Genomic DNA, 26,940 nt, shown 5'->3' on the forward strand with positions numbered 1-26,940 from the left:
GAGATAGGATGACAGAACAGGTATTAGATGCATTTGTCACGGCCGTCATTGCGGCGAGTGACTACGAAGAGATGGATCGGATTTATCTAAAAAATCGCGTCATGAGTCGCGTTGGAGAAGAAGGGCTAGATGCCCCAGCCAAAAAAGAAGACTTGATTGCACTCAAAGATCAGTTGGTGGAGATTGCGGTTGCGAATAGCAAGATCCAGGACAGTATGGCCGCCAAGGACAGCTTGGGTGCGGAGTTGATGGATTGGATTACCCCTAGTCCTAGTCAAGTCAACCATCGCTTTTGGGAGACCTACCGTCAGTCCAAGGAAGACGCGATTGCTGATTTCTATGCCCTCTCTAAGCGCAATGATTACATCAAGGTCAATGCGATTGCGCAAAACATTGCCTTTGAGACACAAACTCCCTATGGTTCTCTTGAAATCACCATCAATCTGTCAAAACCTGAAAAAGATCCTAAAGACATTGCAGCGGCCAAACTTGCTAAAGCCAGTCATTATCCAGCCTGCCAATTATGCTTTGAAAATGAAGGCTATCAAGGTCGCCTAGACCATCCAGCCCGGGCCAATCACCGGATCATCCGCTTTGATATGGACGGTCATGATTGGGGTTTCCAGTATTCCCCTTATGCCTACTTCAATGAACACTGCATTTTCCTCGATAGCCAGCATGTTCCCATGGCCATTAGCCGCAAGACCTTTGAGCGACTCTTGACTATTGTCGAGACTTTTTCAGGCTATTTTGCAGGGTCCAATGCAGACCTGCCCATTGTAGGGGGATCCATCCTGACTCATGACCATTACCAAGGCGGACGCCACACCTTCCCTATGGAGCTAGCTCCTGTTGAGGAAAGCTTTAGCGTTGAGGGATTTGAGGCTGTATCGGTAGGAATTGTCAACTGGCCCATGTCCGTGCTTCGTCTGCAATCAGATGACAAGGCGCAATTGATTGCCCTGGCAGACCATATCCTAACAGCCTGGCGAGGCTACTCGGATCCAGCAGCTCAAGTTTTAGCGGTATCCGATGGTCAGCCCCACCATACCATTACCCCCATTGCACGGATACGTGATGGGCATTATGAACTGGACTTGGTGCTCCGTGACAACCAAACCTCACCAGAGCATCCAGATGGGATCTATCACCCACATGCAGATGTGCAACACATTAAAAAAGAAAATATCGGCCTGATCGAAGTCATGGGCCTGGCCATTTTGCCACCTCGCCTCAAGGAAGAGCTCAAGCAGGTTCAAGACTATTTGCTTGGACGTGAGAGCACAGTGGCAACCTACCACCAGGCTTGGGCAGATGATTTGAAAGCCACTCACCCAGCTATCACAAACGAAGCAGAGGCAGAATCCCTTGTCCGTGAATCAGTCGGTCAGATCTTTGCGCGCGTGCTCGAAGATGCCGGAGTCTACAAGCGAACAGCAGAAGGACAAGCTGCCTTTAGACGCTTTGTTGCGACACTTTAAGTGTGGAGAAGTGGCAGAAATTTGGTACAATAAGAGAGAAGACAAGAAGCGAAAGGAAAACAAATGGCAATACTCGTACTCGGAGGAGCTGGTTATATCGGTTCCCACATGGTGGACCGTTTGGTCAATGAAGGACAGGAAAAAGTCGTCGTGGTCGATAGTCTGGTCACAGGCCACCGTGCAGCGGTACATCCAGATGCTGTCTTTTACCAAGGAGACCTAGCAGATCAAGACTTTATGCGCACTGTTTTTAAGGAACATGGAGATATCGATGCGGTCATCCACTTTGCAGCTTACTCACTAGTCGCTGAGTCTATGGCAGATCCATTGAAATATTTTGACAATAATACAGCTGGCATGGTCAAACTCTTGGAAGTCATGCATGAATGTGGGGTGCACTACATCGTCTTTTCTTCAACTGCTGCTACCTACGGTATTCCAGAAGAAATTCCGATTCTTGAAACCACTCCACAAAAACCGATTAATCCCTATGGCGAAAGTAAGCTCATGATGGAAACCATCATGCGCTGGGCCGATCAAGCCTACGGCATCAAGTATGTGCCCCTTCGTTACTTTAATGTAGCGGGTGCTAAGCCAGATGGATCCATCGGAGAAGACCATGGACCAGAGACCCATCTCTTGCCGATCGTCTTGCAAGTGGCCCAAGGCAAACGCGAGAAGATCTCCATTTTTGGGGACGACTACAAGACACCAGATGGGACCAATGTTCGGGACTACGTCCATCCATTTGATTTGGCAGATGCCCATCTTTTAGCAGTGGAGTATCTGCGTAATGGCAATCCATCGACTGCCTTTAATCTGGGCTCATCGACTGGATTCTCCAATCTTCAAATCGTTGAAGCAGCTCGCAAGGTGACGGGACATCCGATCCCACTTGAGCTGGCTGATCGCAGACCAGGAGATCCAGATACCTTGATTGCATCATCTGAGAAGGCGCGTGCCATCCTCGGCTGGCAACCAAAATTTGACAATATCGAAACCATTATCCAAACAGCCTGGGCTTGGCATTCCAGCCACCCAGATGGCTACAATGATCGATAAGGAGGGACTGCGGACATCATTTTTGAGACTTTTTTAATAACATCTAAAACGACAGTTGATCTTGCTAATGACTCGTTTCAGACGTCAGTCATTTCCTTAACCATCATAAAAAAGTGAGGTATTCAAAATGAATAAAACCACAAAAATGTTAGCCGTCTTCTTGACAGCGGGTCTTCTTTTAGCTGGTTGCGCACAAAAAGAGACTACAAAATCTACTAGTCCATCGTCTACTAAGGCGACAAGTAAAGCAACAAGCAAATCATCCGCTAAAGAAAAGACAAAAGGGTCATCAACTGATGAAAGCAAAAAAGAAGATGCACTAGCAGGTGCACAAAAAACTGTTCTCGAAACGAGTGATGAAGCAGGTAAGTCAACTATCACCTTGTATTACAAGGGAGATACCTTGTTAGTACAAGAAAAAGTTGATGATTACGACGTCTCAAAAGTGCCTGGTGAGAACCCTCTTGAAACCATGAAAGAAGCCGTCGCTAAGAGTCAAGAAAAATTCAAAGATTTGATGGGACATGGATTTGAACTAACATCAGAATACAAAGACGGAATCTTTTATATCCGCAATACCATTGATTACACAAAAATCGATTTTAATAAATTAAAAGAAATCGTACCAGGATTTAATCCCCTAGATGACAAAACAGTCAGTTATTCAGTAACGAAAGACAGTCTTATCAAAGGCGGAATGGTAGAAAAATAAACCAAATGGAGAGCAGCTCAGTTCGCTGCTCTTTTTTGTTTTAGTATGAATTCATGGGCATATTTTGGTAGAATAGGATTTAAGGAAAAGTGAGTTTAAAGAATGATTGGCAAAGGAATGAAGAAAATTCTTAAACTAATTTCTATTCATATATTTTAAATAGTAAGGCGGTTGTAAAATGACGAAAGCCCTATATATTCAAATAATATTGCTCTTCACAGCTTTTTTTAGCTTCCTTCTTTTAATATATTTTTTGTTCTACAAAAAGGAGAAGAATATCCAGAAATATGCAACTATGCAAGTTATTGGAGAAGTGGTTAAACATAGTTATTTAAATGGTTCGGATTTAGCTGCCTTACCAGTTGTTGAATATGTGGTAGATGGAGAAAGATATCAAAAACGTTTCTCTTATTCAACTTTTGAAACAACAACATCGAAAAAAGCGAAAGCTGACGTATTTGATACAAAATTTATCAGAAGTCCCTATCATGTATTAAATTTAAAAAGTATATTTCCAATTGGTTCTAAAATGACGGTATGGTACAATCCCCAAAAACCTAAACAAGGCTTCGTTGAAAGGTATCCAGGTCATGACAGAATCTTACGATTACATATCATTATTTTTGGTACTCTCTATATATTATTGATTGTGATAGTTACTTTTTTCTATGTCATGTAACGGAATAAGAGAATGCAGTTTACTTCCAATTTGATAGAAAAGTATTAGAAAACTCTTGTTTTATTTCAACTGAAGAACTGTATAAATTAGCGATTGAGTAGAGAAAGTAGTGGGACAGATAGTTTTCTGGTAATTATCAAAGAATTCGATGTCAATAAAAAACTACCATTTCGAGAAAGAGATAGTGAGAGGTATGAAATCGTGAAAAATAGAATTCATTACATTACAAAACTTGAATTGAAAGATCGATTGCCTTTCAGTGGCTTTGTAGCAATTTTTGATGGGAAGCAGATCCAAAACAAAGAAGAGCTATTTCATTTTTTTGAAAAAATTGTCGGCCTTCCCGATGCGAATAATTGGTCGTCTATTACGGATTGGCTAACGGACCTCTCATGGATAAAAGCTGAAGAATACAGCTTTATTTTTGAAAATTATGATAGTTTCTTAAAAGATGACTTATCTTCTAAAGTCTTATTTTTAGAAATTTTGGAAGAAGATGTTCTTCCTTGGTGGGAAAGTGATGTTGAAAAACATGTTGTTGGCAGTAAGGTCAAGAGTTTTCAAGTTTACATAGTGGAAAATTAAAAAATGGGAAAATTTTTATGGAGCTGTTTTATGGTAACAAATTGGATGTTCATCCTTATTAAAAAGATAAATCTCTATTCCCTGAACGAATAGTCATTGGTGATGATGGTTCAATTTGGTTTATTGAAGATCACTATCAACCATTTAATAGAATACGGTAGCATATGATTAGAAAATATACAGAGAAGCTGATCAAGTTTTATTACCAAATCCATGGCCATTAGACTGGATAGTTGATATATGAATTGTACCAAGTTAAGGTTTTGAATTATGAAAAATAAATATAAGAAATATACAGACAAATTACAAGATTTAATTGACTTAGAATATCCAAGTCAGAAGTTACACCCGGGAATTATACAGGATATATTTAACTTAACTAAGAGTATAGGAAGAGGAGAAAATCTCGGCGATATTAGTTTTTTTAGTTTAGCAAGAAGATTTGTAGATGAAACAATGGATTATAAAAGCGAAATTTTAGTAGTCTTAAAACAATTAGAGAAAGAGTTAAAAAAAGAAAATTGATGGAAAATAAATTAATTGATTTGATAATGAATCTAAGAGTTGATTCCGATTGCTGAGAAACAGTGGACCGAATCTGAAGGTAAACTTCCAGATGATTATGTATCGCCGCTTAAGTAAGGAAAGTATAAAATGAAACCAACAAAACTTGAATGGGGAGATGTTACCCAATTTGAGGAAATTGAAGGATATGGAAAATCCATTTGGAAAAATGAGGACAAATATTATTTTGTTTTAGAAGAAGGCACCGTAGCTTCTTGGTTAGTAATCTATGAACTCCCACAAGAATTATTTGCTCTATTAGAGAGTGGAGAGAGAACACTACATGAAGTTTCCTGGAAAGTTCAGAATGACTGTTGGCCACCGACGGAAGAAGAAAAGAAAGCTAGTGAGAAACGATTCATAGAAGAGAGTCCCACATCATTAATTGATATACCTGAAACTAGAGAATTATTTACTCAGGAAGAGCTTAAAAGATTAATTCCTATTGCTGAGCAAATGTGGATTGACTGGAGAGGCAAACTTCCAGATGATTATGTATCGCCACTTAAGTAAAAGAGGTATAAAATGAAACCAACAAGACTACAATGGGAAGAAGTTATCCAGTTTGAAGAAGTAAAAGGTTACGGTCAGCATATCTGGAGAGATGGTAATCATTTTTATTACGTCACTGAGGAGGGAGGAATTGCCCCTCAGCGTGTAGTTTATGAATTACCAAATGAGCTGTTTGCCTTATTAGAAAGTGGAGAGAGATCGCTACTCGAAATATCTTGGAAGATTAAGAACGATCGTTGGCCACCGAACGTGACACAAGAAGAAGCTAATAAAAATTTCTTGAGGCAATTTCCAGAAGCTTTAAGAGGAAATCCTAAAGCACAAGGTTTATTCACAAAGTCTGAACTGGAAAAAATATTACCCGAAGGGGCTGAAATTCTAGCTAGCAAAGATTAAAATAACTCTTTATATCTATGTTGGAATTGAAACAAATAAGAGTTTACAAATTAAGTATTAGTAAGCTCTTGCTTTAATTCTCGCCTATAAGAATTCTTTAGTGAAAATCCAACAGAGCACTCACAATATCAATTATCCCTTCATGAAACGAAATATTCAGCCTGAATTACAAGGGGAACAAAAAGACGAATTAAAAAGCAGTGAGGACCATTTTTGAGGTATTTTTGGGAAGTCAAGAGGACAAACTTTTCCAGAAGTATCTCAGAAGGGATAGAATAATAGCCTCACAGGATGCTTGGAATAAAGCTAGTGGGGACATTGAACTTTATGATAGGTTTTTTCAAGAGGAACAAATTCGCTTATTTAATATAATTGATCCTAAATATGGAGAGAAGAAGGAAGAAGAATAAACTAAATTGAAGGAAGAAGTAAAAATTATAGTAAAAGAAGGAAACGTTGAAGATATACTTCGCGGAAGACAAAAGTATCGAATTGAACCTCCAACTTTTGTTCCAGACGTTTTTCCTACAGATATAAATCAGGTACTGTTTGAATATTTTTATAATCAAAGTGATGTCAAAAACATTCAATTATTATTAGAGAACTCTTTAATTAAATTGACAAAGAGTTCAGCTACGGATTTGTATATTTCAATATTATTTTTCGATTCAATACTCTTTATGGAAGATAAGGGTATTGCCACTTTTAAAATTGATACTTCAAGATTAGTAGCTGAAATAGCATCTGGAATACAAAAATTTCGGGAAGAGTTAACGAAAAGTATAACTTTTGATAATGGATTAACAAAAAAAGACCCTATGAAAGTAATTGTCCGCTTTAATCAGAGATACAAAAACAAATATAATTTTTCAATTCTTGAGGATTAGAAATAGGTTAGAACAAATGTTAAAAAGACAATATAAATTATTCAAGAGTGTCGACGACAAAATAGCACTCACCGTCCTATATAACAGAGAAAATTATAAAATTTTAACAACCTTTATGATGACGGAAGTTCATGATTTTTATCCGGATGTTCGCGAAGCTTTGGAGAATGTCATTTCTGGAAATATGGAAGAGTACGCTTTTGATGGAAATTTATTGGGGATCGAAGTTGGAAAAGAAATAACAGAAGTTTACTTCCAATTTGAGGAAGAACTTTTAGGTGAACCTTGCTTTATTTCAACTGATGAACTATATAAATTAGTGATTGAGTGGAAAGAAATGGAAGAAAGAATGAAAAGAGGGGAAGATATTTTTCCAGTGACTTTAGAGGATTGATGTTGAAAAACTCCACTCTGTAACCTCTCCTCTAGCTATTCCACCTATTTCATGCTAGAATAAAGAAAAACACATTTGGAGGCATTATGAATCAGACAGTGACTTATTTGCAGGAATTGACAGCCATTCCTTCACCGACCGGTTTTACACGGGAGATCGCAGACTATTTGGTCAAAACCATTGAAGGCTTTGGGTATGAGGTAACTCGGACTGCTAAGGGAGGCGTGAATGTGACCGTGCCTGGTGTAATCACAGACAAGCAACGCTATGTCACAGCCCATGTGGATACCTTGGGGGCTATTGTCCGCGCTGTGAAAGCAGATGGCCGCCTCAAGCTAGACCGTATCGGTGGTTTCCCTTGGAATATGATTGAAGGGGAAAATTGTACAGTCCATGTAGCTAATACAGGAAAGACCCATTCGGGGACAATTTTGGTCCATCAGACTTCTTGCCACGTCTACAAGGATGCGGGAACTGTCGAGCGGACCCAGGATAATATGGAAGTCCGTCTGGATGAAAAAGTGACCAACGAAAAAGAAACCCGTGCCCTTGGCATTGAAGTAGGTGATTTTGTCAGCTTTGATCCACGGACCATTGTGACAGACACCGGCTTTATCAAATCTCGTCACTTGGATGACAAGGTGAGTGCAGCGATTCTCTTGAATCTTCTGCGCGTCTACAAGGAAGAGAATATTCAATTGCCAGTAACGACTACCTTTGCCTTTTCAGTCTTTGAAGAAGTGGGGCATGGAGCTAATTCTAGTATCCCGTCTGAAGTGGTAGAGTACTTGGCAGTGGATATGGGGGCTATGGGAGATGACCAAGCGACGGATGAATACACGGTATCCATCTGTGTCAAAGATGCTTCAGGACCGTATCACTACGAATTCCGTCAGCATTTGGTAGCCTTGGCAAAAGCCCAAGAAATCCCTTATAAGTTGGATATCTATCCTTTCTACGGATCAGATGCCTCTGCAGCCATGAGCGCAGGAGCAGAAGTGAAACACGCTCTTCTCGGGGCAGGGATCGAATCTAGCCACTCATATGAGCGGACTCACTTGGATTCTGTAGTCGCAACAGAGCGCATGGTCGATGCCTACCTCAAGAGCGACTTAGTAGAGTAAAAAATGGAACTACTTTTGTGAACTAGTTTTTTCTTAGAAAATAACATAAGAAGTCTTTTTATAAAATATCCAGTCCTTATAGTTTTTCGAATCAAAACTGAGACTTTCCGCCGTGAGAAAAGTGCTTGAAATAGAATCATTTCAAGCACTCGGGAGTTTTGAAACTTTAGGTTCAAAACTAAGTCATGGAACTTCGTAGAAGTTCGCTGACGTCCGTACTCACCTAAGGAAAGTCTCAAATAAGTTTTAAACTTAAATTAATAACTACTCTCCGGAGTAGTTTTTTCATAAACTAAAATTTTCTGAAAATTCCTTTTCTTCTGAAAATCTTTGTGGTATAATCTTAAAATAAACTTAAAATTTCTTAAGGAGTTTTACATGAAAAAAAGAAATGTCATTGCACTTGCGGGAGTTGCCCTCCTTTCAGCAGGTATCCTAGTAGCTTGTTCGGGTGGTTCTAAATCATCTAGCTCAAGCAACGGTCAAAAATTCTCATATGTCTATGAGACTGAGCCAGAAAACCTAAACTATATCACATCTGGTAAAGCAGCAACCCACGATATCACAGGAAACTTGATTGATGGCTTGTTTGAAAATGACAAATACGGTAACTTGATTCCATCTCTTGCAAAAGATTGGACAGTTTCGCAAGATGGCTTGACTTATACTTATAAACTTCGTGATGATGCTAAATGGTATGATTCAGAAGGCGAAGAGTATGCGGATGTCACTGCTAAAGATTTCGTCACAGGGATCAAATATGCGGCTGATAACAAATCAGAAATGCTCTACATCATCCAAGATTCTATCAAAGGCTTGAATGACTACGTCAGCGGTAAAAATAAAGATTTCTCAGCTGTAGGAGTAAAAGCAGTTGATGATCATACCCTTCAAATCACTTTGAACCAACCAGAATCTTACTGGAACTCTAAATTGACTCTTGGGATTACTTTCCCAGTCAACGAAAAATTCGTGAAATCAAAAGGGGATAAATTCGCTCAAGCAAGTGACACCAGCTCCCTTCTTTACAATGGTCCTTACATCTTGAAGAGCTTTACTTCAAAATCTTCTATCGAAATGACCAAGAATGAAAACTACTGGGATAAAGACAAGGTCTACATCTCAGATGTGAAATTGGAATTCTACGATGGACAAGACCAAAGTAAATTGGCTAAATCATTCGGTGAAAATGCTCTTAGCTTGGCCAAACTCTTCCCAACTGGATCTGGTTACTCAGAGCAAGCCAAAGAATTTAAAGACGAAATCACCTACACTCCTCAAGACGCTGCTTCTTATGTCATTGGTACCAACATCGACCGTCAATCTTACAAACACACTGCTAAGAAGACCGATGAAGAAAAACAATCTACTAAGAAAGCTCTCTTGAACAAGGACTTCCGTCAAGCGATCAGCTTTGCCTTCAACCGTGAAGCGTATGCTGCTCAATTGAACGGAAAAGACGGAGCAAGTAAGATCATCCGTAACCTCTACATTCCACCAACATTTGTCCAAGCTAATGGCAAGACCTTTGGTGAAATGGTGAAAACTCAATTGGATACCTACGGAGATGAGTGGAAATCTACTAAACTAGACGATGGTCAAAACGGTCTCTTCGATGCGAAGAAAGCGAAGGAAGAGTTTGCAAAAGCGAAGACTGCCTTGGAAGCAGAAGGTGTGAAATTCCCAATTCACATCGATATGCCTGTAGACCAAACCACACCATCAAGAGTTCAACGGGTACAATCCTTCAAACAATCTGTTGAAGAAGCACTTGGTAAAGAAAATATCGTCATCGATATCCAAATGCTTTCGAAAGAAGACCTTCAAAATGTGACCCTCTTTGCGCCAAATGCGGCCGGCGAAGACTGGGATCTCTCTGATAATGTTGGATGGAGCCCTGACTACCAAGACCCATCAACTTACATGGATATCTTGAAAGCTTCATCTGGTGAAAATACTAAGACTTTCCTTGGATTTGACCCAAGTGAAAACAATGAAGCAGCTAAAAAAGTTGGTCTGTACGACTTTGAAAAGATGATCAAAGATGCTGGTGCAGAAACACAAGACGTCAACAAACGCTATGAAAAATATGCGGCAGCACAAGCTTGGTTGACAGATAGCGCCCTTGTTATGCCAACTTCTTCATCAACTGGACGTCCATTCTTGACACGTATCGAACCATTCTCAGCTCCATTTGCATGGACTGGTGGTAAAGGAAAAGACCACGTGATCTACAAAGGAATGAAACTCCAAGATAAAGCTGTGACAACTGCTGACTACAACAAAGCCCTTGAAAAATGGCAAAAAGAACAAGCAGAGTCAAACAAAAAAGCACAAGAAGATCTTAAGAAACACGTCAAATAAGAATCGATAACCGAGGCTGATGCCTCGGTTTTTTTTGGATCATTTGAATATCTATTTGATCTAAAAACGCTTACATAGTATAATAGGAGTGTTGATTACAAAAAAGTAAGGAGACTGACATGAAAAAGAAAACAATGGTTTCCATTGTCGCATCAAGTTTATTGATCGCACCGATGGTCTTGCATCAAGTAGCAGCAGCAGATGAGCAGACAGAAGAGCTAGCCCCATCGACAGAAGTGGTCCATGCTCCAGCTTCCGAAGCAAGACCGACAACAAGTGACACAAGTACTGCCACTAGTGAAGAAGCTGCAAGCTCGAATGAGGCATCGCTGGATCGGACGGCAGTTGCAAATCAAGTAGCCCCTGCTACAGAAGAACACACAAGACAAAGTGAGCCTACGGTCCCAGTAGCAACTCCAGCAGCAACAAACAGGGAAGCTGGGCCTCAATCTGCTCCTCCTTCAGAAGCACCGGCAACAAGTCAGGATTTGGCAAAAGTCACAGGTTCGACACTTGCAAGTGATCAGGCTACTAAAGAGTTGACAGTGCAAGATGCTGTTAATGGCTTGCTTCAATGGGCAGCAACGGATCCAAGCCAATTAGGCCAAAGCCAAGCAGATCGGGAACGCTTTGCCAAGAGTTTAGGTTTGATTGAAACATCAGAAGATCTGACTCGTAAGGTCAGTCAGCCAGAATTGGCCAAGATGTACGAAACAGCTAAGAAACTCTATGATGCCTACCGGGCTGAAAAGAAAAGCCCTCTCTTTTTAAATGGTCGTGCCCAGCCGATTTTCTCTTATACGACGGGAGAAAAAACAGACGAAGACTACAAATATGAGGACAGCCAAATTGTGCGCTTCCCAGTCTATGTCGAAACGGACTACGACACCGATGCAGATGGCAAGCCAGACTTGGTCAAAGCCATTGTTCAATTACCAAAAGCAGTCGCGCAAGGTGACTTTAAGGCGGCGACCATTCTGGAAGCGCGTCCTTACGTAGCAGGAACACTAGACGAAAACTACGTGACCCTTGAAAGTCTGGGGCTTCCGACAGACGGTAGCTACGACATGAAGAAACTGCACAGCCAACCTGCAAAGAGACAGCCAGTAAGCAGTGAGACAACAGTAGAAGCAGCCAAAAAAGCAAAGGCATCGGATTGGTACTACTACAGTCCCTACGAGTATATCTATGACTACGAAGATCTCAACTGGTACGACTATTTCTTGGTCAGAGGCTATGCCTTTATCTCAAGCGCTGGACTTGGGACCAAGGGATCCGAAGGATTTAACACGACAGGGTCTGACCTCGAAATCAATGCCTTCAAGAATATCATCGAATGGGTCAATGGTAAACGCAAAGCCTACACCGATAAGACCAGCAATATCGAAATCAAGGCAGACTGGGCAAGTGGCAATGTCGCAATGACCGGTCTATCCTGGGCTGGCACCACAACCTTTGGTGTGGCAGCGACAGGCATAGAAGGCCTAAAGACCATCGTTCCAGCTGCTGGGATCGCTTCTTGGTATGATTATTTCAACAGTCAAGGAACAGCTTATGGGAACCCACCATATAGTGATTTATCTTGGTTGTCCCTCTATGTCGGTACTCGGATTCTAGATGAAAAAGACTGGGCTGGTATTTGGCAAAATTATGCCAACTATATCAACCAGCTCAACAAGGATCAAAATGCGCATGAACGCAATTACAGCGATGTCTGGAAGGAGCGGGATTATACCCTGCATCCTGAAAAACTCAAGACTAGCGCCCTGATCGTCCATGGCTTGAATGATGACAATGTCAAGACCAAGCATTTTGAACTTATGTACGATGCCCTCAAGAAAGCGGGCCAAGATGTCAAGCTCTATCTCCACCAAGGAGACCACGTCTATCCAGCTGCTATGTCCCGTGGGTACGGCATCACTGCCAATGGTCAAGATTTTTATGATTTGCTCAATACCTGGTTGACCCACTACCTATATGGCGTGGACAATCACGTCGAAAGCTTGCCAGCGGTTCTAGCTCAAAACAACTATGATCCAAGTAAGTGGACCAGCTATGATAACTGGAAGAGCAGTCCACGTCTCTTCTTGAATGCTCAGTCGAAACGCTTGGAAGAAACCATTTCAAGTGACTATGCGGCTGCGGGTGTTGAGATCGCTAACCGTAATGAAACAGTCAGCAAAGCCTCTTCTAAGGCCAATCTGACCTTTGTTTCTGATGTCACTGAGGACACTACGATCAAGGGACACATTCCCGTTCATTTCAAAGCAGCTCTTACCAAAGGTCAAGGAAAGAATTTCCAACTCAATGCCCTCTTGGTAGACGTAGCAGATGAGGACTTTGATGTCGTAGGAAATGGCAGCGTCAAGCAAGATAAAACAGCAGACGCTTTCTGGATGGGAAGCAATTTAAGCAATCTATCTGTAGCCGAATACGAAACCATCAAGACCAAGTACAAGGTGATCGCAAAAGGCTGGATCAACCTTGCCAATCCTGAGTCTGGCTACGATTCAGCAAGCTCTCGCGCAAGCATCGAGCCAAAAGTTGGGGAATACCATGATTATACGGTCTATCTCCAACCAAATCTCTATACAGTTAAGAAAGGTCACAAGTTAGCTCTAGTCTTTAACACCTATGACCCGTCTGACCTAACGGTGGAGCACCCTTATGAAGTGACCTTCAAGACAGATTCTATCCAGGCTGCGATTCCAATTGTCGAAAAGACCCGCGCCCAAAAGGCAAGCTATCTACCAAGTGCAAGCGATACAGACTATGCAAACCTGCCAGAAGTTGGAGGAGCTGCTCTAGTAGCACCAGAAGTGCACTACAAGGAAGAATATACGCTTCCAACCCCAGAACATCTTGTCCAACCAAGCCAAGATTTTCCTGAGAAGGTCGTTGAGATGAAGACCGCATCAGCTGCCCAAGAGCACCCTCACCTTGCTCTAGCTGTATCCTATGGCCCTCAATTTGTTTCATCAGGATTGGCAGAAGATCCTCAAGCTCCAACTCCTGCAGTAGAAGGAGGGCATGAGGACCATACGCTTCCACAAACAGGTAGCAAAGAACATGCTCTGGGTCTCTTAGGTCTGTTTACCCTGACAGCTTCTAGCCTCATCTTTTGGCGCAAGAAGAAAGAAGATGCCTAAGGGGTCCCCGTAGCAAATATTTCTAAAATGGCATCATTTAGTGTAAAATAAAAGTAGAAATGCAGAATCAGTAGTCACTACTGAAAAAGGAGGAAATATGGCACACGTAATCACAGATGCAACTTTTGAACAAGAAACCAGCCAAGGCCTTGTCTTGATTGACTTTTGGGCAACTTGGTGTGGTCCATGCCGCATGCAAGCTCCAATCTTGGATCAGTTGGCAGAAGAAGTACATGAAGATGATTTGAAAATCTGTAAGATGGATGTCGATGAAAATCCAAATACAGCGCGTCAATTCGGTATCATGTCGATTCCAACTCTTCTCTTTAAAAAAGATGGGCAAGTTGTCAAACAAGTGGCTGGAGTTCATACGAAAGCCCAATTGAAAGAAATCATTGCAGAATTGAGCTAAAAAGAAGGGAGTGGGAAAGAACTCCGACTAGTTAAAAAGAGTTCGTTTTCCCACCCCCGCAAAGTTGATTAGGTTATCTTCGGAGCTTAATAAGCGAACGAAGATACCAATCAACCACTGCGTCATACAGTTATTTCTATCAAACATCGAAGGCTGGATAATTTTTTCCAGCTTTTTTTGATGCTCTTTATTTCTTTCAAATAGACGCGATACCCATTGACAGCGCTTTCTTATAGTGCTAAAATGAAGCTGTATTTCCTATAAAATTTTTACAGGAAAAAATTCTCCTAGGAAGATGTAGATCCTAGGAGAAAATTACATTTATTGGTTATTGGCCCTCTGTATCTTGGGCTACCCAGACACTGACGGAGCGTTCTGCCACTGGGAATTCAGCAGTACCGTCTTCTTGGACTTGGACAGTTTCGCTACAATTTTCAAGGACATCATAGTAGGTGAGGCCTGCGTAGGATGAGCCGATCTCCATGACTTTTGTAGTAGCTTGGTTATTCGAAACCAAGCAGGCGATTGGTGCTGATTCTTCTGTACCTGAACGTGTCCAACCGATGCAATTAGGATCATCGAAGTAGTCCGTCTGTTCCCCATAGGCCAGATCTTTACGAACCCATAAGAGACGATCGAGGACCTCTTGGAAACTTTCTTGCGCAAACTTGCCCTCGATACCGTAGTAGTCTCCATAGAAGACACAAGGCAAACCAGCTTCACGAAGTAAGATCAAGGCATAGGCTGCAGGCTTGAACCATTCTTCAATGGTAGATTCCAAGGCTTGCCCTCGTTGGGTATCATGGTTGTCCACAAAGGTCACGGCCTCTTCAGGATGATTCAGCGCTAGTGTTCCATCGAAAATAGTTCGAAGGTCGAAATTTTCACCCTCTTGACTAGCTCTGAAGAGATTTTGGTGGAGGGCCACATCGATCAAGTCATACAAGTAGTCAATGCTTTCCAAGTACTCATCGTTGGTTTCTGTGTCGCCATTCCAAAATTCACCAAAGACGTAGAAATCTTCTCCATATTTTTTAGTGATATTGTGGATGAAATTCTTCATAAAGAAGGAGTCGATGTGCTTGACGGCATCCAGACGGAAGCCCTCAACCCCTGTCGTTTCGATAAACCATTCAGCCCATTGGTCGAGATTTTCTACAACTTCGGGATGTTTGAAATCGATATCGGCGTACATGAGGTAATCGTAGTTTCCGTTTTCCTTGTCAACCAGATCTCCATGGGCCCAACCTTTGTTGTCCCCTTGGATTTGGTAGATCCCACTTTTATTACGTGAAGCATCGTAGTCCGTACCGGTGAAATGGTACCAATGCCAGTGGAAGTCATTATAGGTGCCATTTCGGCCATCAAAGGTGAATTTAGTCCATCCTTGAATGGTGAAGGGCTCAGTGAGAACCTTGTTTCGATCCATGGGATCGACCTCGACGACCTCAAATTCCTCTAAGCCATCGGCAGCAGCCTTATGGTTGAGAACGACATCGGCCATTGGTTGAATCCCAGCATCTTTGAGGGCTTGAATGGCTTGAAGATAATCGTCTTTGAAACCATATTTGGTGCGAACCGTTCCTTTTTGATCGAACTCGCCCAAATCAAAGAGGTCATAGACTCCGTACCCAACGTCATTGTTAGAAGTAGCTTTAAAAGCAGGCGGCATCCAGACTTTACGAATACCCAAGTCTGCTAAGTGTTGCGCATCTTCAGCAAGACGCGTCCAGTGGTTCCCATCAGCGGGCAAATACCACTCAAAATATTGCATTAAGGTTTGATTTTCCATTTTTATTTCTTCTTTCATGTGAATGTCCCTATTTTACCAAAAATAGTTGGATGCGACAAACTTTTGCGCTGGAAGCAAGCCATTTCTAGAAAAGAAATCGCATACATGAAAGAAATGAAGTGAGAATATAACATAATAGAGTCGGGTTCCGCTAGGACTGACTTTGAAAATGGTGAAAGGAGACCATTTTATGAAAAAAACAACTCTTGTTTCTCTACTCGTTGCAGGTTTACTGATTAGTCCTGCTGTACTCGCCCAGCATGTGCAAGCAGACCAAGTAAGTAGCACAACTACTGAGGAGACGGTGACTCCTTCTACGGCAAGTCCTGAAGTTACTGAAACAGTGACCTCAACACAAGGAGACAACAAAGAAACCGTACAGCCTGCAAAAGTGGAAGAGGTTTCAGAATCTAACCGACCAACCACTCAGACGACTGAGCTACATGAAGAACCTGCGTCAAGTCCAGCGGTAGTGAGCGCCCCAACTGTTGAGCCCACTCTAGCCAATCAGCCAAGCCCTGTGCCTGCGACGCCTTCTGTTCGTAGTCAAGAGGTGAGCGAAACTCCAAAAGTAACCCAAGGAGACTTGGCTGAAATTACTGGTGCAACTGTAACCGACCAGGATCGTGAAAAAGAAGTCACAGTGACGGAAGCAGTCAATCAACTATTGAACTGGGCTTCAACCAAGGAAAATCAAGTCGGATCTACTGATAAAGACCGATTAGCTTTTGCCAAGAGCCTAGGGATGGTCAAGGAAGGAGTGGAGGGATCTGCTCCAGTTACTAATCTCACTTCAATGGTTGATGTAGCCAAACAGCTTCGTGCCGCTTACCGCGCAGACAAGAAGTCACCTCTCTTTTTGAATGGCAAAGCACAACCTATTTTCCCATTTACGCCAGGAGACGATCCGGAGCATTACTCCTATGACAAGAGTGACATCGTCCGCTATATTGTCTATGTGGAAACCGATTATGATACGGATGGAGACGGCAAGCCTGACTTGGTCAAGACCTTTGTGCAGGTGCCAAAAGCTGCTGTCAATGGGGACTATAAAGCTGCGACCATCTTTGAAGCCAGCCCTTATGTAACAGGAACGACAGAAGAGCGTACCTTAGAGGGAATTGGTCTCAAAGAAGGTGGAAACTTCGATATGGCCAAGCTCTATGAAAAACCTGCCAAACGCCAAGCAACCAAGACTGTTACGACAGAAGAAGTAGCCAAAGCGACTGATCCAAAAGATTGGTACTACGTCAATCCGCGTGAAAGCTCTGAAGATTATACGCATTATGATTACGAAAATCTCAACTGGTACAATTATTTCTTAGTTCGTGGTTATGCAGTGGTGACCAGCAGTGGTTTGGGCTCAAAAGGATCAGACGGGATCAATACGACCGGCTCTGACCTTGAAGTCGCAGCTTATAAAAATATTGTTGAGTGGCTCAATGGCAAACGCAAAGCTTACTCAGATAAGACTAGCAACCAGGAAGTCAAGGCGGACTGGTCCAACGGAAACGTCGCCATGACTGGTTTGTCTTGGGCAGGTACGACAACATTTGGTGTAGCTTCTACTGGGGTAGAAGGCCTCAAGACCATTGTGCCAGCTGCAGGGATTGCTAGTTGGTATGACCATTTCAACAGCCAAGGATCTCCTCTTGATACCGGAGCTTCCAATGACCTATCTTGGCTATCTGTCTATACCTCAGGCCGAATCCTTGATAAGGAAGATTGGGACAAGATCAAGGATTATTATGCAGCCTATATCACCAAGCTCAATGAGCTCCAACACAAGGATGGTCATAATTACAACGAAGAATATGCTAAACGCGACTACACGCTCAATGCAGCCAATCTGAAAGCGGCCCCTCTCATTATCCAAGGGCTCAATGATGACAATGTCAAACCCAAACATTTTGAACTCATGTTAGAAGCCTATAAAAAGGCGGGGATTGATCCCAAGGTCTTGCTCCACCAGGGCAATCACATCTATCCATCTACTCGTTGGTCAGGGACAGAAGTCGCAGGCCAAGCCTTTAATGACCTGATGAATCTCTGGTATAGCCATTACCTCTACGGTATTGAAAATGGGATTGAAAACCTTCCACAAGTAACAGCTCAGGACAATCTAGATCCAAGTAAATGGCGTCGTTTTGATAAATGGGATACCAATAATGCCATCTCTGCTCGAATCTACTCAAAACGGGAGGATGTGACAGTAACCGGTGATTACTATGGTACGGGAAATAACTGGACTACACGTAACCAAGATGCGGCCTTCCATTCCTCAGAAGTAGCGGCTTCCTATGCAGCACCTGTCGACCAAGATGTCACCATCAAAGGGCATATTCCTGTGCATTTTAGCGCTGCTTTTGTCAAGGGAGACAAAAACCATGCCCATGTCAGTGCGACCTTGATGGATGTCTCAGACGAAGACTTTGATGTGGTCAAAGAAGAAATCACCTATGACAAAGACGGTTACAGCACACGCACATTGGACAAGGAAACGATCGACGAGACAGGCTACTGGAATGGTAGCAACCTTGAAACCTTACCTCTCAAACGTTACAAGACCCACAAGGTTAAGAGTGTGGTGATTGCGCGTGGTTGGATGAATCTGGCCAATCCAGCATCTCGCTATGACTCAGCAAGTTCTAGTCATTCTATTGATCTGAAAGAAAATGAATATCATGATTACACCATGTATCTGCAACCAAATCTCTATACAGTGAAAAAAGGCCATCGACTGGTTTTGAGTTTGCACACCTATGATCCGGATTATATTTATTTTGCAGATCCTTATGAAGTGACCTTCAAGACAGATTCTATTTCTGCAACGATTCCAATCGTTGAAGACAGTCGGTCTCTCTTGTTCCGTTATCAACCAAGTGAAAAAGATACAGAGTATGCGTCATTGGCAGATCGGATCTTGCCAATTGCAACCATTCAACCAAAAGTAGATCCTGAACAAGACCCAAGTCCAGTAGATCAAGCAGAAAAACCAATTGTTCCAAGTAATCTAATGACTCCAACCAATCCAGCTATTTCTGAAATTCCTCAAAAACCAAGCCACGGTCGGGATCTGATGGACTTCCGTAAGGAACAAAAAGAAGAAACTGCACAAGAATTGGCTCAAAGAGCTGATAAAGATAAGATAGAAGTGACAAGCCAACCAAGCCTTCCAAAAACAGGTCAAGCAACAAGCCCTTGGACCCTCTTTGGCTTCCTAGGACTCATGCTCACCAGCCTCTTGTCACTTGGCAAAGCTCACAAAGATGAATAATAGAAAAGAAGGATGGAGAGAAAGTGAAAACCACCAATAGAGAGAGCATCGAAACGATTTTTACCGAAGCCTTGGCGATTCCAAGCTTCACCAATACTGAGACCGAACAAGGAATCGAAGCCTACCTGGATCAACGGATTGGACAGATCCCCTATTTCAAGGAACATCCGGACTATTTTGGACGCTATCAGGTGCCACAGGATCACTTGCATCGATCGGTCAATTGGGCCTTGGTTGATAAGGGCAAGAAAAAAACAGTAATCCTTTTCCATCACCATGATACAGTCGATCTAGAAGACTATGGAAATTTGGCAGAAATCGCGCTCGATTCTGATCAAGTAGCAGAAGCCTTGAAAACACTGGATAGGCGGCAAGATATGCAGGAAGATTTAGCTTCTGGGGATTGGAAATTTGGCAGAGGGTCTTGCGATATGAAAGCAGCCCTAGCCCTTCAATTGGGGGTTCTGGAAGCCTATGCGGCAGATCCCTCAGGAGGCCAGGTCAATCTGCTCTATCTCTCTGTTGGAGACGAGGAATCTTATTCACGTGGGATGCGTGGAGCCTTGGGCCTCCTCACAGATTTGCAGGAAAAGTTTGATCTGAATTATGTATTAGCAGTGGATTCAGAACCCTTTGAATCGGAAGTAGGAAAAGAAAAGGTCCTTCACATTGGCACAGTCGGCAAACTCATGCCAGTCGTTGTGGCGCAAGGCGTCTTGTCCCATATGAAGGAGCCCCTTAAAGGGATCAATGCCTTGTCCCTCTTAGTAGCCATCGCAAGCCAGCTAGATCTTCATCCCGATCTGGCAGATCAAGCCTTGGGAGAAACGTCTCCCCTTCCTTCTTGGTCCTATCTCAGAGATTTGAAGGAGCAGTACGATGTATCGACCGTGCTCTATGCGGCTGGTTATTTCAGTGTATTGCATTTGAAGAAAACACCGCAAGAGCTCTTGCAACGTATCTATGAGCTTAGTCAGGAGGCCTTGGACACCTTTTACAAGAAGTATGAGCACTTGCAGGATCAGGCTGGCCAAGAACATGTTATTGCAAAGCCAAGAGTCATCACCTATCAAGAACTAGAGGAACGTTGCCAAGCCTTAGAGGGTTATGAAGCCTTTAGAGAAGCTTCTAATAAAAAAGCGGAGCAAGATTTTCGTAATGGGACCAGCTACCAGAGCCTTGCGATTCAGCAAATCCAGCGACTCCTTGAGTTTCTCGGAGATAAGGATCCTATGGTGGTCATCGGTTTTGCGCCCCCATATTATCCTTCTATGAATTGCCGCTTTTTAGACAATACCGATTTCAATATCGTGTCCCTCATCACTGATTACCGCGAGTATCTGGACACAAGAGGTTACCTCTTAAAAGTCGAAGAATACTTTATGGGGATTAACGACACCAGTTATTGTGCCTTGGAAAAGGATGTGGCTTCTTATCAAGTCGTCCTAGATAGCCTAGCCACACCAGCTCAGGTCTATGATCTGGATCTGGAAAAAATTGCCCAAATTCAGGTTCAAGCGGTCAATCTAGGCCCTTGGGGCAAAGAATTGCACAAGCGAGGAGAGCGGGTCTACAAAGAAGACTTCTTGGAAACCATTCCAAACTATCTACTAGAATTGCTCTACCATTTCGATGATCGCTTATCAACAGAATAAGTAAAAACGGTCCCTGTGAGGATCAAAAAGGGAGTTAGCATGATTACATTTCACGGAGTTACCAAAGATTACGATGGGCACATTGCCCTCAACCACTTGGATCTGACAATCGAGGATGGGCAAATTGTCGGCCTGATTGGCCACAACGGAGCTGGAAAGTCAACGACGATTAAGAGCCTGGTCAGTGTCATCACCCCAACCACTGGATCCATTGAAGTGGATGGTCAGGACCTCTATAGCCATCGGTTGGCGATCAAAAAGAAGATCGGTTATGTGGCAGATTCGCCAGATCTTTTCTTGCGTCTCACAGCCAATGAATTCTGGGAGTTGGTTGCGACCTCTTATGATATGAGTCAGAAAGACTGTGACCAACGTTTAGAGGAGCTTCTTAGGATCTTTGATTTTCAGAGCCACCGCTATGAAGTGATTGAATCCTTTTCACATGGGATGCGTCAGAAGGTCTTCGTCATTGCAGCCCTCTTGTCAGATCCAGATATCTGGGTTTTGGACGAACCGATGACCGGTTTGGATCCACAGGCTTCTTACGATTTAAAACAAATGATGCGCCAGCATGCGGATCGGGGCAAGACGGTTATTTTCTCTACCCACGTCTTAGAAGTGGCCGAACAACTCTGTGATAAAATCGCTATTCTCAAAAAAGGAAATCTCATTTTCTATGGGACGATCGAGGAATTGAAGGGACAGCACCCCGAACAAAGTCTGGAAAGTATCTATCTCAGCCTAGCGGGTCGGAAGGAAGAAGGTGGCGATCATGCGTCTTAAGATTATCCAGCAACTGGTCAATGTTAATATGATCTATGCTAGTCAGCCGGCCCAGATCGCAAAATTACGTACCAAACAGGCCAAAAAACCGGACGTCAAACTCGATGTCGCCCGTAAATCAGTGCTCAACTACCTCTTATTAGGATTGGTCTATTTCGTCATATTTGGCTTGCTTTTTAGCATCTATGATTTTGTCCATCAACCAGCCTTCTTTGTCAATATGGTGGCCCTCTTTTCCTTGATGACCATTTCCCAAGGATTTATGAGCTTTTACAATGTCTTTTATGAAAGCAAGGACCTCCAGTTTTACCGGCCCTATGCCTTCTCAGATGCGGAAGTCATTGCTGGAAAGAGTATCTCGGTCATCCTGACCCTTCTCATGGCTATCCTTCCCTTGGTCAGCTATTTTTTGATCCTGCCTGTCCAAGCAGGCGGCTTCAATCCGTTAGGGATCCTGCTTGGCCTCTTTTGTGCCTTAATTCTCTTAGGCGTTCTCTTTTTAGCGACGATCATCCTATCCCATCTGATCACTAAGACCCTATTTTTCAAAAAACACACGACCCTGGTCTCCAACATCATGGTCGGAATTGGTTCTCTTCTGAGTCTAGGAGCTTATCTCTATCTGAATCTAGTCCAGACCCATCGGGTAGAAGTGACAGGGGGCGCAGATATTCCCATTCTATTTCCACCTTTTACGGCCTTTCATCAGTTCATCCTCCATCCTTTTGATGGAGAAGCGATCCTTGGTCTCATGGGCTGGATCCTGGTCCTTTTGGTCTTGATCGGCCTGGTTCGCAAAATCGTGATACCGCAGTTCTATGATGCGGCCCTTGCAGTTGCGACCAACCAAACCGTTAAAGAGCGCGTGAAAGCCATCCATGTGGGCCAGAAAGACTCCTTTAGACAGTTTGTCATTCAGTATCATCGTAGACTCTTGAGCGATGGAACACTTATGGTGCAAGTCCTCTTGATGATGAGTATTCTGCCATATATTTTCCTCCTCAGTGGAGCAGCAGGAGCATCGAAAAATATAGGAGGCCTCAGTCCTTACCTGACGCCCCAGTATCTGGTGCCACTGACCCTTGTTGCCATCTTGATCGGTGTTTTCAATAGTTTTGGAGGCTTGACCAGTATCGGTATTTCGCTAGAGCGCGAAAACTTTGAATACTTGAGATCGCTCCCTATTGATTTTAAACGCTATCTCTTCATGAAGTTTTGGTTGCTCTATCTGGTGCAATCCATCCTTCCTGTCATACTTCTAGTTGGCGTTTGTCTCTATTTTGGCGTCCATCCCTTGGCTATCCTAGCTATGTTATTGATCTGGGTTGTAACAACCATTCCGATCTGCATTCGAGACTATGTCAAAGATTTTCAGAACTTTAGCACCAATTGGACCAATATCACGGAGTTAATGACCCGTCATCGTGGGAATGCAGTCCTTCAGTCTATTCTCTTGATTGTCTTTCTCTTTGTGATGTTTCTTTTGATTATTGTCAGCTTTATTTGGACCTATCATTCCGTCAGCACCCTACTTGCTGTGATCCTTTATAGTATCATCCTGTTAATCGGAGCAGCAATCAGCTACACCATCTACCGCAAAAAAATCCGCACTCTCTACCAAGAGATCGGAGAATAAAAAGAGAGAGTGGGACAGAAATCGGTAATTCCTTAGAATTCGATTTCGTCGTCCCACCTCCGAACAGTTGAGTAGGGCTGTAAAGCTGATGAAATCAGCGTAGTAAAGCCCACTCAACCACTGCGTCTTGCTCGACAATCCAAAAACAAGAAGAGGCTAGGACTTTTGTCCTAGCCTCTTTTTTAGTGGAAACTTAAATTTCATAGCCCATGAGGAGCCCGCCTTCTTCGGCATAGAAACTACATAGTCCGGAAGTAGGGAGGACTTCGATGTTTGCACGGGTAAATTTTTCACGGACCAATTCAGAGAACTGCTCGATAAATTTTTCATTGTTGCGGTGGGCGATGGTGATGTGGCCGCCAGCATAACCCGCCTTGATCAATTCATCAAAAGCAGCCTTGATCGCTTTCTTTTGGCCCCGTGCTTTTTGAAGCAACTCAAGGGTACCCGTCTTACTAGCTTCCCCGACCATACGGATATTGAGGAGCCCGACAACAGTCCCGATCAATTTGCTGAGACGTCCATTTTTGACCAGATTATCGACCTTGGCCAAAACAAAGAGCAACTTCGTCTTAGACTGATAGGTGGTGATCACATCGACCACTTGATCAAAATCAAGGCCTTCAGCGACCAACTGATTGAGCTTGCGAACGATCAGGTCCACCTCACCCCCAGCTGACAAGCTATTAATGACGTGGATATTGGTATTCGGATGCTCTTCTAGATAAATCTTCTTGGCCACCTCAGCACTATTGTAGCTACCTGAAAGGGTTCCAGTGATGGTCACAACGACGATATTTTCAGCTCCTTCAAAGGACTTCATATAATCATCGGGACTCGGACAGGCAGACTTAGAAGCAGTCGTAGTCGCATACATCTCTTCCATCATCTGATCGATATTGAGTTGGACATCATCTGTGTAGATAGTTTCTCCCACTTGGATGGTCAATGGGACACTGACAAACTCCGTATCCGGTGCCAGATTGTCCAAAGAGCGGTAGTCACAGCCTGAATCCGCAATAATTTTCCATTTCATCAGTTCATACCTCATAATTGTATAAAAATGTACATTGACAAGTAGTATGTCTTCTTTTACAATTATATCATGAAGTACAATGCTATCCAAGCAGATATCATCAGGTGAGACAGATAGAAAGTAAATGTTATGGCAGAAAGAAAAATATCCGAGAAATCCTTGGAAAATCTCAAACGATTTAACCGAGAAAACAATGCGATTACACGAGAATCCATCGAAATCTCTCTCCTGCAATTGTTGGAGAAAAAAGATCTGAAAAAGATCACCATCTCTGAGCTGGTTCAGCGTGCGGGTGTCTCTCGCGCAGCCTTTTACCGTAATTATGACTCCAAAGAAGAGATTCTAGAGTCCATCTTTCAATCTAGTATCGCAAAGATTACCAAGTCTTTAGATGGCTATAACCTCAAGACAGACCTCTACCAAGTTTGGGTCTACCTCTTTAAGGAAGTCAAGAAAGAAGCCAAGATCATCAGTCTAGCCATTGATTATAATTTCGAGCGGCTCTTGACCAAGGCAGTCTATGATTTTTTAGAAAAACGAAATGGCAGCTCCTCGAATGGCGCTGGCAGCTACCTCAATTCCTTCTGGAGCTCAGCCATCGTCTCTGTCATCTCCAAATGGATCAAGGATGGCATGAAGATCCCCGCTGAGAAGATCGCGACACTTGGTCTGCCCCTCTTTCCACAAAAGAAGAAGTAAACACCACCGAGAGGTGGTTTTAAAGTAAACTGCCCCTCTCCATAACTAGCTCATATGAATAGATAAAACTGAGCACAGATTGTACAAAGGACAAGAAAGATGATCGAAGAACGAATCCAAGCTGCTAAGCAGTATGTGAAAACCTTATTTGCTGATCGAGCGGATGGCCATGATGTAGAGCATACCCTCCGCGTCTATACCAATGCTATGAGAATCGCACAAGCAGAAGGTCCATGTGATCTGGAGATAGTGGGCTTGTCAGCTCTTCTTCACGATGCTGATGATGATAAATTGTTTCAGACAGAGAATAATGCGAATGCTCGCATGTTTCTGGAAGAGATCGGTATTCCTCAAGACCAAATCGACCAGATTTGTCGGGTTATCAATGCTGTTTCTTTCAGCAAAAATCGCGGTAAACATCCAGAAACCTTAGAAGGGAAGATTGTCCAGGATGCAGACCGCCTGGATGCGATAGGAGCTGTAGGAATTGCGCGAACTTTTTCCTATGGTGGCCACAAAGAGAGACCCCTTACTGATACCGTCCAACATTTCCACGACAAGTTGCTCCTCTTAAAAGATGAAATGAACACGGAGACTGCTAAACAAATGGCAGAAAGTCGCCATCAATTTTTAATCACCTTTCTAAATGAACTAGAAAAGGAACTCTAACAAAAGAGGCTGGGACAAAAGTCCTAGCCTCTCAATTATTTTTGGATTGTCGAGCAAGACGCAGTGGTTGAGTGGGCTCTACTACGCTGATTTCATCAGCTTTTACAGCCCTACTCAACTGTGCGGAGGTGGGACGACGAAATCGAATTCTAACGAATTACCGATTTCTGTCCCACTCTCTTTCTTTATTCTTGGATCATGGCTAGGAGATCCTCTCCTGTAGTGGTTGGAAGGATCCGAACTCGTTTGAGGGAATAGAGGCCATCAGCGGAGCTGGCGAGTCCATTTTTAGTGGTGAGGCCTAGTTTGTAGTCAGCTTTCTTGGCTTGGTCGATCGTGACCTGGCTGTAGCTACCAGATGGGTAGACGATAACGCTGGTATTTTGATCCAGCACCTTATCTAGCAGGCGTTTAGAAGCGACGAGCTCATTCTTTTGAGTCTCAAGGCTGGAATTGGCTAGGTCTGGATGATTGACCGTATGGCTTTCAAAGGTTAAGCCAGCATGTTTCATCTCTTTGATTTGGTCAAAGGTCAGGACATTTTCTTTTTCCTTTTGGGTAAAGTCTGTGATGATATTGTTGGTGGCCGTCATCTTGTATTTCTTAAGAAGCGGATAGACGATGGTATAGAAATCCTCAACGCCATCATCAAAGGTCAGCCAGACATATTTCTTTCCTTTGGGCACTTCGTTCTTTGCGAGGATGCGATAAGCCTCCTCAGGTGTCAATGTGTAGTAACCCGCTTTTTTCAGGGCCTTTAGTTGGCTCTCAAAGGTTTCTGGATCGACAATCAGATTGGCATTGGCAGCTTCGGACTCAGCCATATTGTGCACGGAGTGGTACATGAGGATGGGCAGTTTGACCGGCTTTTTCACTCGGGTCCACTCGATAGAGGAGCTATCCTCCTCGAGAGAACGTGTCACAGCAGTGCCACTTGCATTTCCGTCACTGGGTTGAGTGATGCGCTTGATCAGAAGAAAGCTACAAATAAAGATACAGACCAGTAGGAAGGCATTGATTCCAAGTAGGGTTTTGATTTTTTTAGGTACTCTTCGTTTACTCATAGTGTCA

23 protein-coding genes are annotated in these 26,940 nt (G+C 43.1%); 20 read left to right on the plus strand and 3 right to left on the minus strand.

All coding sequences use genetic code 11. The features are described from left to right. The first annotated feature begins 8 nt into the window (after positions 1-8). From galT to trxA, 14 genes are all read left to right on the plus strand, one after another. Positions 9-1,481, plus strand: a complete 1,473-nt coding sequence (galT, locus tag SM123_RS04620; protein WP_320909954.1) for a UDP-glucose--hexose-1-phosphate uridylyltransferase — start codon at positions 9-11, stop codon at positions 1,479-1,481. Between the two features lie 63 nt (positions 1,482-1,544). Further along, positions 1,545-2,543, plus strand: a complete 999-nt coding sequence (gene galE, locus SM123_RS04625; protein ID WP_320909955.1) for a UDP-glucose 4-epimerase GalE — start codon at positions 1,545-1,547, stop codon at positions 2,541-2,543. Between the two features lie 127 nt (positions 2,544-2,670). Beyond that, entirely contained in the window at positions 2,671-3,255 is a 585-nt protein-coding gene (locus SM123_RS04630) for a DUF1307 domain-containing protein (protein WP_320909956.1), read from the plus strand. Between the two features lie 178 nt (positions 3,256-3,433). Beyond that, entirely contained in the window at positions 3,434-3,934 is a 501-nt protein-coding gene (locus SM123_RS04635; protein WP_320909957.1) for a DUF3592 domain-containing protein, read from the plus strand. A 201-nt stretch (positions 3,935-4,135) separates the two neighbouring features. Continuing rightward, complete coding sequence (locus tag SM123_RS04640) at positions 4,136-4,519, plus strand: barstar family protein (RefSeq protein ID WP_320909958.1); 384 nt, start codon at positions 4,136-4,138, stop codon at positions 4,517-4,519. A gap of 270 nt (positions 4,520-4,789) precedes the next feature. Continuing rightward, positions 4,790-5,044, plus strand: coding sequence for a hypothetical protein (locus SM123_RS04645; protein ID WP_320909959.1), 255 nt, complete (start codon positions 4,790-4,792; stop codon positions 5,042-5,044). 129 nt (positions 5,045-5,173) lie between these two features. Next, positions 5,174-5,596, plus strand: coding sequence for a hypothetical protein (locus SM123_RS04650; protein ID WP_320909960.1), 423 nt, complete (start codon positions 5,174-5,176; stop codon positions 5,594-5,596). Positions 5,597-5,608: 12 nt separating this feature from the next. After that, positions 5,609-5,992 (plus strand): hypothetical protein, encoded by a 384-nt coding sequence (locus SM123_RS04655; protein ID WP_320909961.1) that lies wholly within the window; start codon positions 5,609-5,611, stop codon positions 5,990-5,992. 416 nt (positions 5,993-6,408) lie between these two features. Next, on the plus strand, positions 6,409-6,879 hold the full coding sequence (locus tag SM123_RS04660; RefSeq protein ID WP_320909962.1) for a hypothetical protein: 471 nt from the start codon (positions 6,409-6,411) through the stop codon (positions 6,877-6,879). 16 nt (positions 6,880-6,895) lie between these two features. Then, positions 6,896-7,273, plus strand: a complete 378-nt coding sequence (locus SM123_RS04665) for a hypothetical protein (RefSeq protein ID WP_287312416.1) — start codon at positions 6,896-6,898, stop codon at positions 7,271-7,273. 86 nt (positions 7,274-7,359) lie between these two features. Continuing rightward, the gene (locus SM123_RS04670) at positions 7,360-8,397 is read left to right on the plus strand and encodes a M42 family metallopeptidase (protein ID WP_070506252.1); all 1,038 of its coding nucleotides are present in this window, start codon (positions 7,360-7,362) and stop codon (positions 8,395-8,397) included. Positions 8,398-8,775: 378 nt separating this feature from the next. Then, the gene (locus SM123_RS04675; protein WP_320909963.1) at positions 8,776-10,761 is read left to right on the plus strand and encodes a peptide ABC transporter substrate-binding protein; all 1,986 of its coding nucleotides are present in this window, start codon (positions 8,776-8,778) and stop codon (positions 10,759-10,761) included. A 119-nt stretch (positions 10,762-10,880) separates the two neighbouring features. Beyond that, entirely contained in the window at positions 10,881-13,910 is a 3,030-nt protein-coding gene (locus SM123_RS04680) for a CocE/NonD family hydrolase (protein WP_320909964.1), read from the plus strand. Between the two features lie 97 nt (positions 13,911-14,007). Further along, complete coding sequence (trxA, locus tag SM123_RS04685) at positions 14,008-14,322, plus strand: thioredoxin (protein ID WP_003002728.1); 315 nt, start codon at positions 14,008-14,010, stop codon at positions 14,320-14,322. A gap of 328 nt (positions 14,323-14,650) precedes the next feature. Here trxA and SM123_RS04690 read toward each other — a convergent pair whose 3' ends face one another. Next, a complete protein-coding gene (locus tag SM123_RS04690; RefSeq protein WP_320909965.1) occupies positions 14,651-16,132 on the minus strand; it encodes an alpha-amylase in 1,482 nt (493 codons plus the stop codon). A gap of 172 nt (positions 16,133-16,304) precedes the next feature. Here SM123_RS04690 and SM123_RS04695 point away from each other — a divergent pair, with 172 nt between their 5' ends. Genes SM123_RS04695 through SM123_RS04710 form a run of 4 tightly spaced genes read left to right on the plus strand, consistent with a single transcriptional unit; the run spans position 16,305 to position 23,465 of the window. Next, the gene (locus SM123_RS04695) at positions 16,305-19,391 is read left to right on the plus strand and encodes a CocE/NonD family hydrolase (protein ID WP_320909966.1); all 3,087 of its coding nucleotides are present in this window, start codon (positions 16,305-16,307) and stop codon (positions 19,389-19,391) included. Positions 19,392-19,414: 23 nt separating this feature from the next. Further along, on the plus strand, positions 19,415-21,046 hold the full coding sequence (locus tag SM123_RS04700) for a M20/M25/M40 family metallo-hydrolase (protein ID WP_151191274.1): 1,632 nt from the start codon (positions 19,415-19,417) through the stop codon (positions 21,044-21,046). Positions 21,047-21,085: 39 nt separating this feature from the next. Then, the gene (locus tag SM123_RS04705) at positions 21,086-21,829 is read left to right on the plus strand and encodes an ABC transporter ATP-binding protein (RefSeq protein ID WP_003010968.1); all 744 of its coding nucleotides are present in this window, start codon (positions 21,086-21,088) and stop codon (positions 21,827-21,829) included. Beyond that, complete coding sequence (locus SM123_RS04710; RefSeq protein WP_320909967.1) at positions 21,819-23,465, plus strand: hypothetical protein; 1,647 nt, start codon at positions 21,819-21,821, stop codon at positions 23,463-23,465. Before SM123_RS04705 ends, SM123_RS04710 begins: the two co-directional genes overlap by 11 nt. Before the next feature lie 193 nt (positions 23,466-23,658). On the opposite strand, the gene SM123_RS04715 is transcribed toward SM123_RS04710, so the two are convergent. Further along, positions 23,659-24,501 (minus strand): DegV family protein, encoded by an 843-nt coding sequence (locus tag SM123_RS04715; protein WP_320909968.1) that lies wholly within the window; start codon positions 24,499-24,501, stop codon positions 23,659-23,661. Between the two features lie 129 nt (positions 24,502-24,630). On the opposite strand from SM123_RS04715, the gene SM123_RS04720 reads away from it, so the two are divergent. Both SM123_RS04720 and SM123_RS04725 read left to right on the plus strand, forming a co-directional pair. Beyond that, the gene (locus tag SM123_RS04720) at positions 24,631-25,200 is read left to right on the plus strand and encodes a TetR/AcrR family transcriptional regulator (RefSeq protein WP_003010925.1); all 570 of its coding nucleotides are present in this window, start codon (positions 24,631-24,633) and stop codon (positions 25,198-25,200) included. A gap of 99 nt (positions 25,201-25,299) precedes the next feature. After that, entirely contained in the window at positions 25,300-25,869 is a 570-nt protein-coding gene (locus SM123_RS04725) for an HD domain-containing protein (RefSeq protein WP_320909969.1), read from the plus strand. A 185-nt stretch (positions 25,870-26,054) separates the two neighbouring features. Here the strand turns inward: SM123_RS04725 and SM123_RS04730 are convergent, their stop codons facing one another. Beyond that, positions 26,055-26,933 (minus strand): polysaccharide deacetylase family protein, encoded by an 879-nt coding sequence (locus SM123_RS04730; RefSeq protein ID WP_320909970.1) that lies wholly within the window; start codon positions 26,931-26,933, stop codon positions 26,055-26,057. Positions 26,934-26,940: the final 7 nt, after the last annotated feature.

The sequence above is a fragment of the Streptococcus sp. S5 genome (assembly GCF_034134805.1).
Taxonomy (GTDB): domain Bacteria; phylum Bacillota; class Bacilli; order Lactobacillales; family Streptococcaceae; genus Streptococcus; species Streptococcus lingualis.

Bases quoted from the DNA above. Each gene is read 5' to 3' on its own strand.
- SM123_RS04665 (WP_287312416.1), top strand. From the start codon at position 6,896: ATGTTAAAAAGACAATATAAATTATTCAAGAGTGTCGACGACAAAATA.
- galT (WP_320909954.1), top strand. From the start codon at position 9: ATGACAGAACAGGTATTAGATGCATTTGTCACGGCCGTCATTGCGGCG.
- SM123_RS04680 (WP_320909964.1), top strand. From the start codon at position 10,881: ATGAAAAAGAAAACAATGGTTTCCATTGTCGCATCAAGTTTATTGATC.
- SM123_RS04630 (WP_320909956.1), top strand. From the start codon at position 2,671: ATGAATAAAACCACAAAAATGTTAGCCGTCTTCTTGACAGCGGGTCTT.
- SM123_RS04690 (WP_320909965.1), bottom strand. From the start codon at position 16,132: ATGAAAGAAGAAATAAAAATGGAAAATCAAACCTTAATGCAATATTTT.
- SM123_RS04675 (WP_320909963.1), top strand. From the start codon at position 8,776: ATGAAAAAAAGAAATGTCATTGCACTTGCGGGAGTTGCCCTCCTTTCA.
- SM123_RS04710 (WP_320909967.1), top strand. From the start codon at position 21,819: ATGCGTCTTAAGATTATCCAGCAACTGGTCAATGTTAATATGATCTAT.
- galE (WP_320909955.1), top strand. From the start codon at position 1,545: ATGGCAATACTCGTACTCGGAGGAGCTGGTTATATCGGTTCCCACATG.
- SM123_RS04645 (WP_320909959.1), top strand. From the start codon at position 4,790: ATGAAAAATAAATATAAGAAATATACAGACAAATTACAAGATTTAATT.
- SM123_RS04635 (WP_320909957.1), top strand. From the start codon at position 3,434: ATGACGAAAGCCCTATATATTCAAATAATATTGCTCTTCACAGCTTTT.
- SM123_RS04705 (WP_003010968.1), top strand. From the start codon at position 21,086: ATGATTACATTTCACGGAGTTACCAAAGATTACGATGGGCACATTGCC.
- trxA (WP_003002728.1), top strand. From the start codon at position 14,008: ATGGCACACGTAATCACAGATGCAACTTTTGAACAAGAAACCAGCCAA.
- SM123_RS04720 (WP_003010925.1), top strand. From the start codon at position 24,631: ATGGCAGAAAGAAAAATATCCGAGAAATCCTTGGAAAATCTCAAACGA.
- SM123_RS04655 (WP_320909961.1), top strand. From the start codon at position 5,609: ATGAAACCAACAAGACTACAATGGGAAGAAGTTATCCAGTTTGAAGAA.
- SM123_RS04650 (WP_320909960.1), top strand. From the start codon at position 5,174: ATGAAACCAACAAAACTTGAATGGGGAGATGTTACCCAATTTGAGGAA.
- SM123_RS04730 (WP_320909970.1), bottom strand. From the start codon at position 26,933: ATGAGTAAACGAAGAGTACCTAAAAAAATCAAAACCCTACTTGGAATC.
- SM123_RS04695 (WP_320909966.1), top strand. From the start codon at position 16,305: ATGAAAAAAACAACTCTTGTTTCTCTACTCGTTGCAGGTTTACTGATT.
- SM123_RS04670 (WP_070506252.1), top strand. From the start codon at position 7,360: ATGAATCAGACAGTGACTTATTTGCAGGAATTGACAGCCATTCCTTCA.
- SM123_RS04715 (WP_320909968.1), bottom strand. From the start codon at position 24,501: ATGAAATGGAAAATTATTGCGGATTCAGGCTGTGACTACCGCTCTTTG.
- SM123_RS04725 (WP_320909969.1), top strand. From the start codon at position 25,300: ATGATCGAAGAACGAATCCAAGCTGCTAAGCAGTATGTGAAAACCTTA.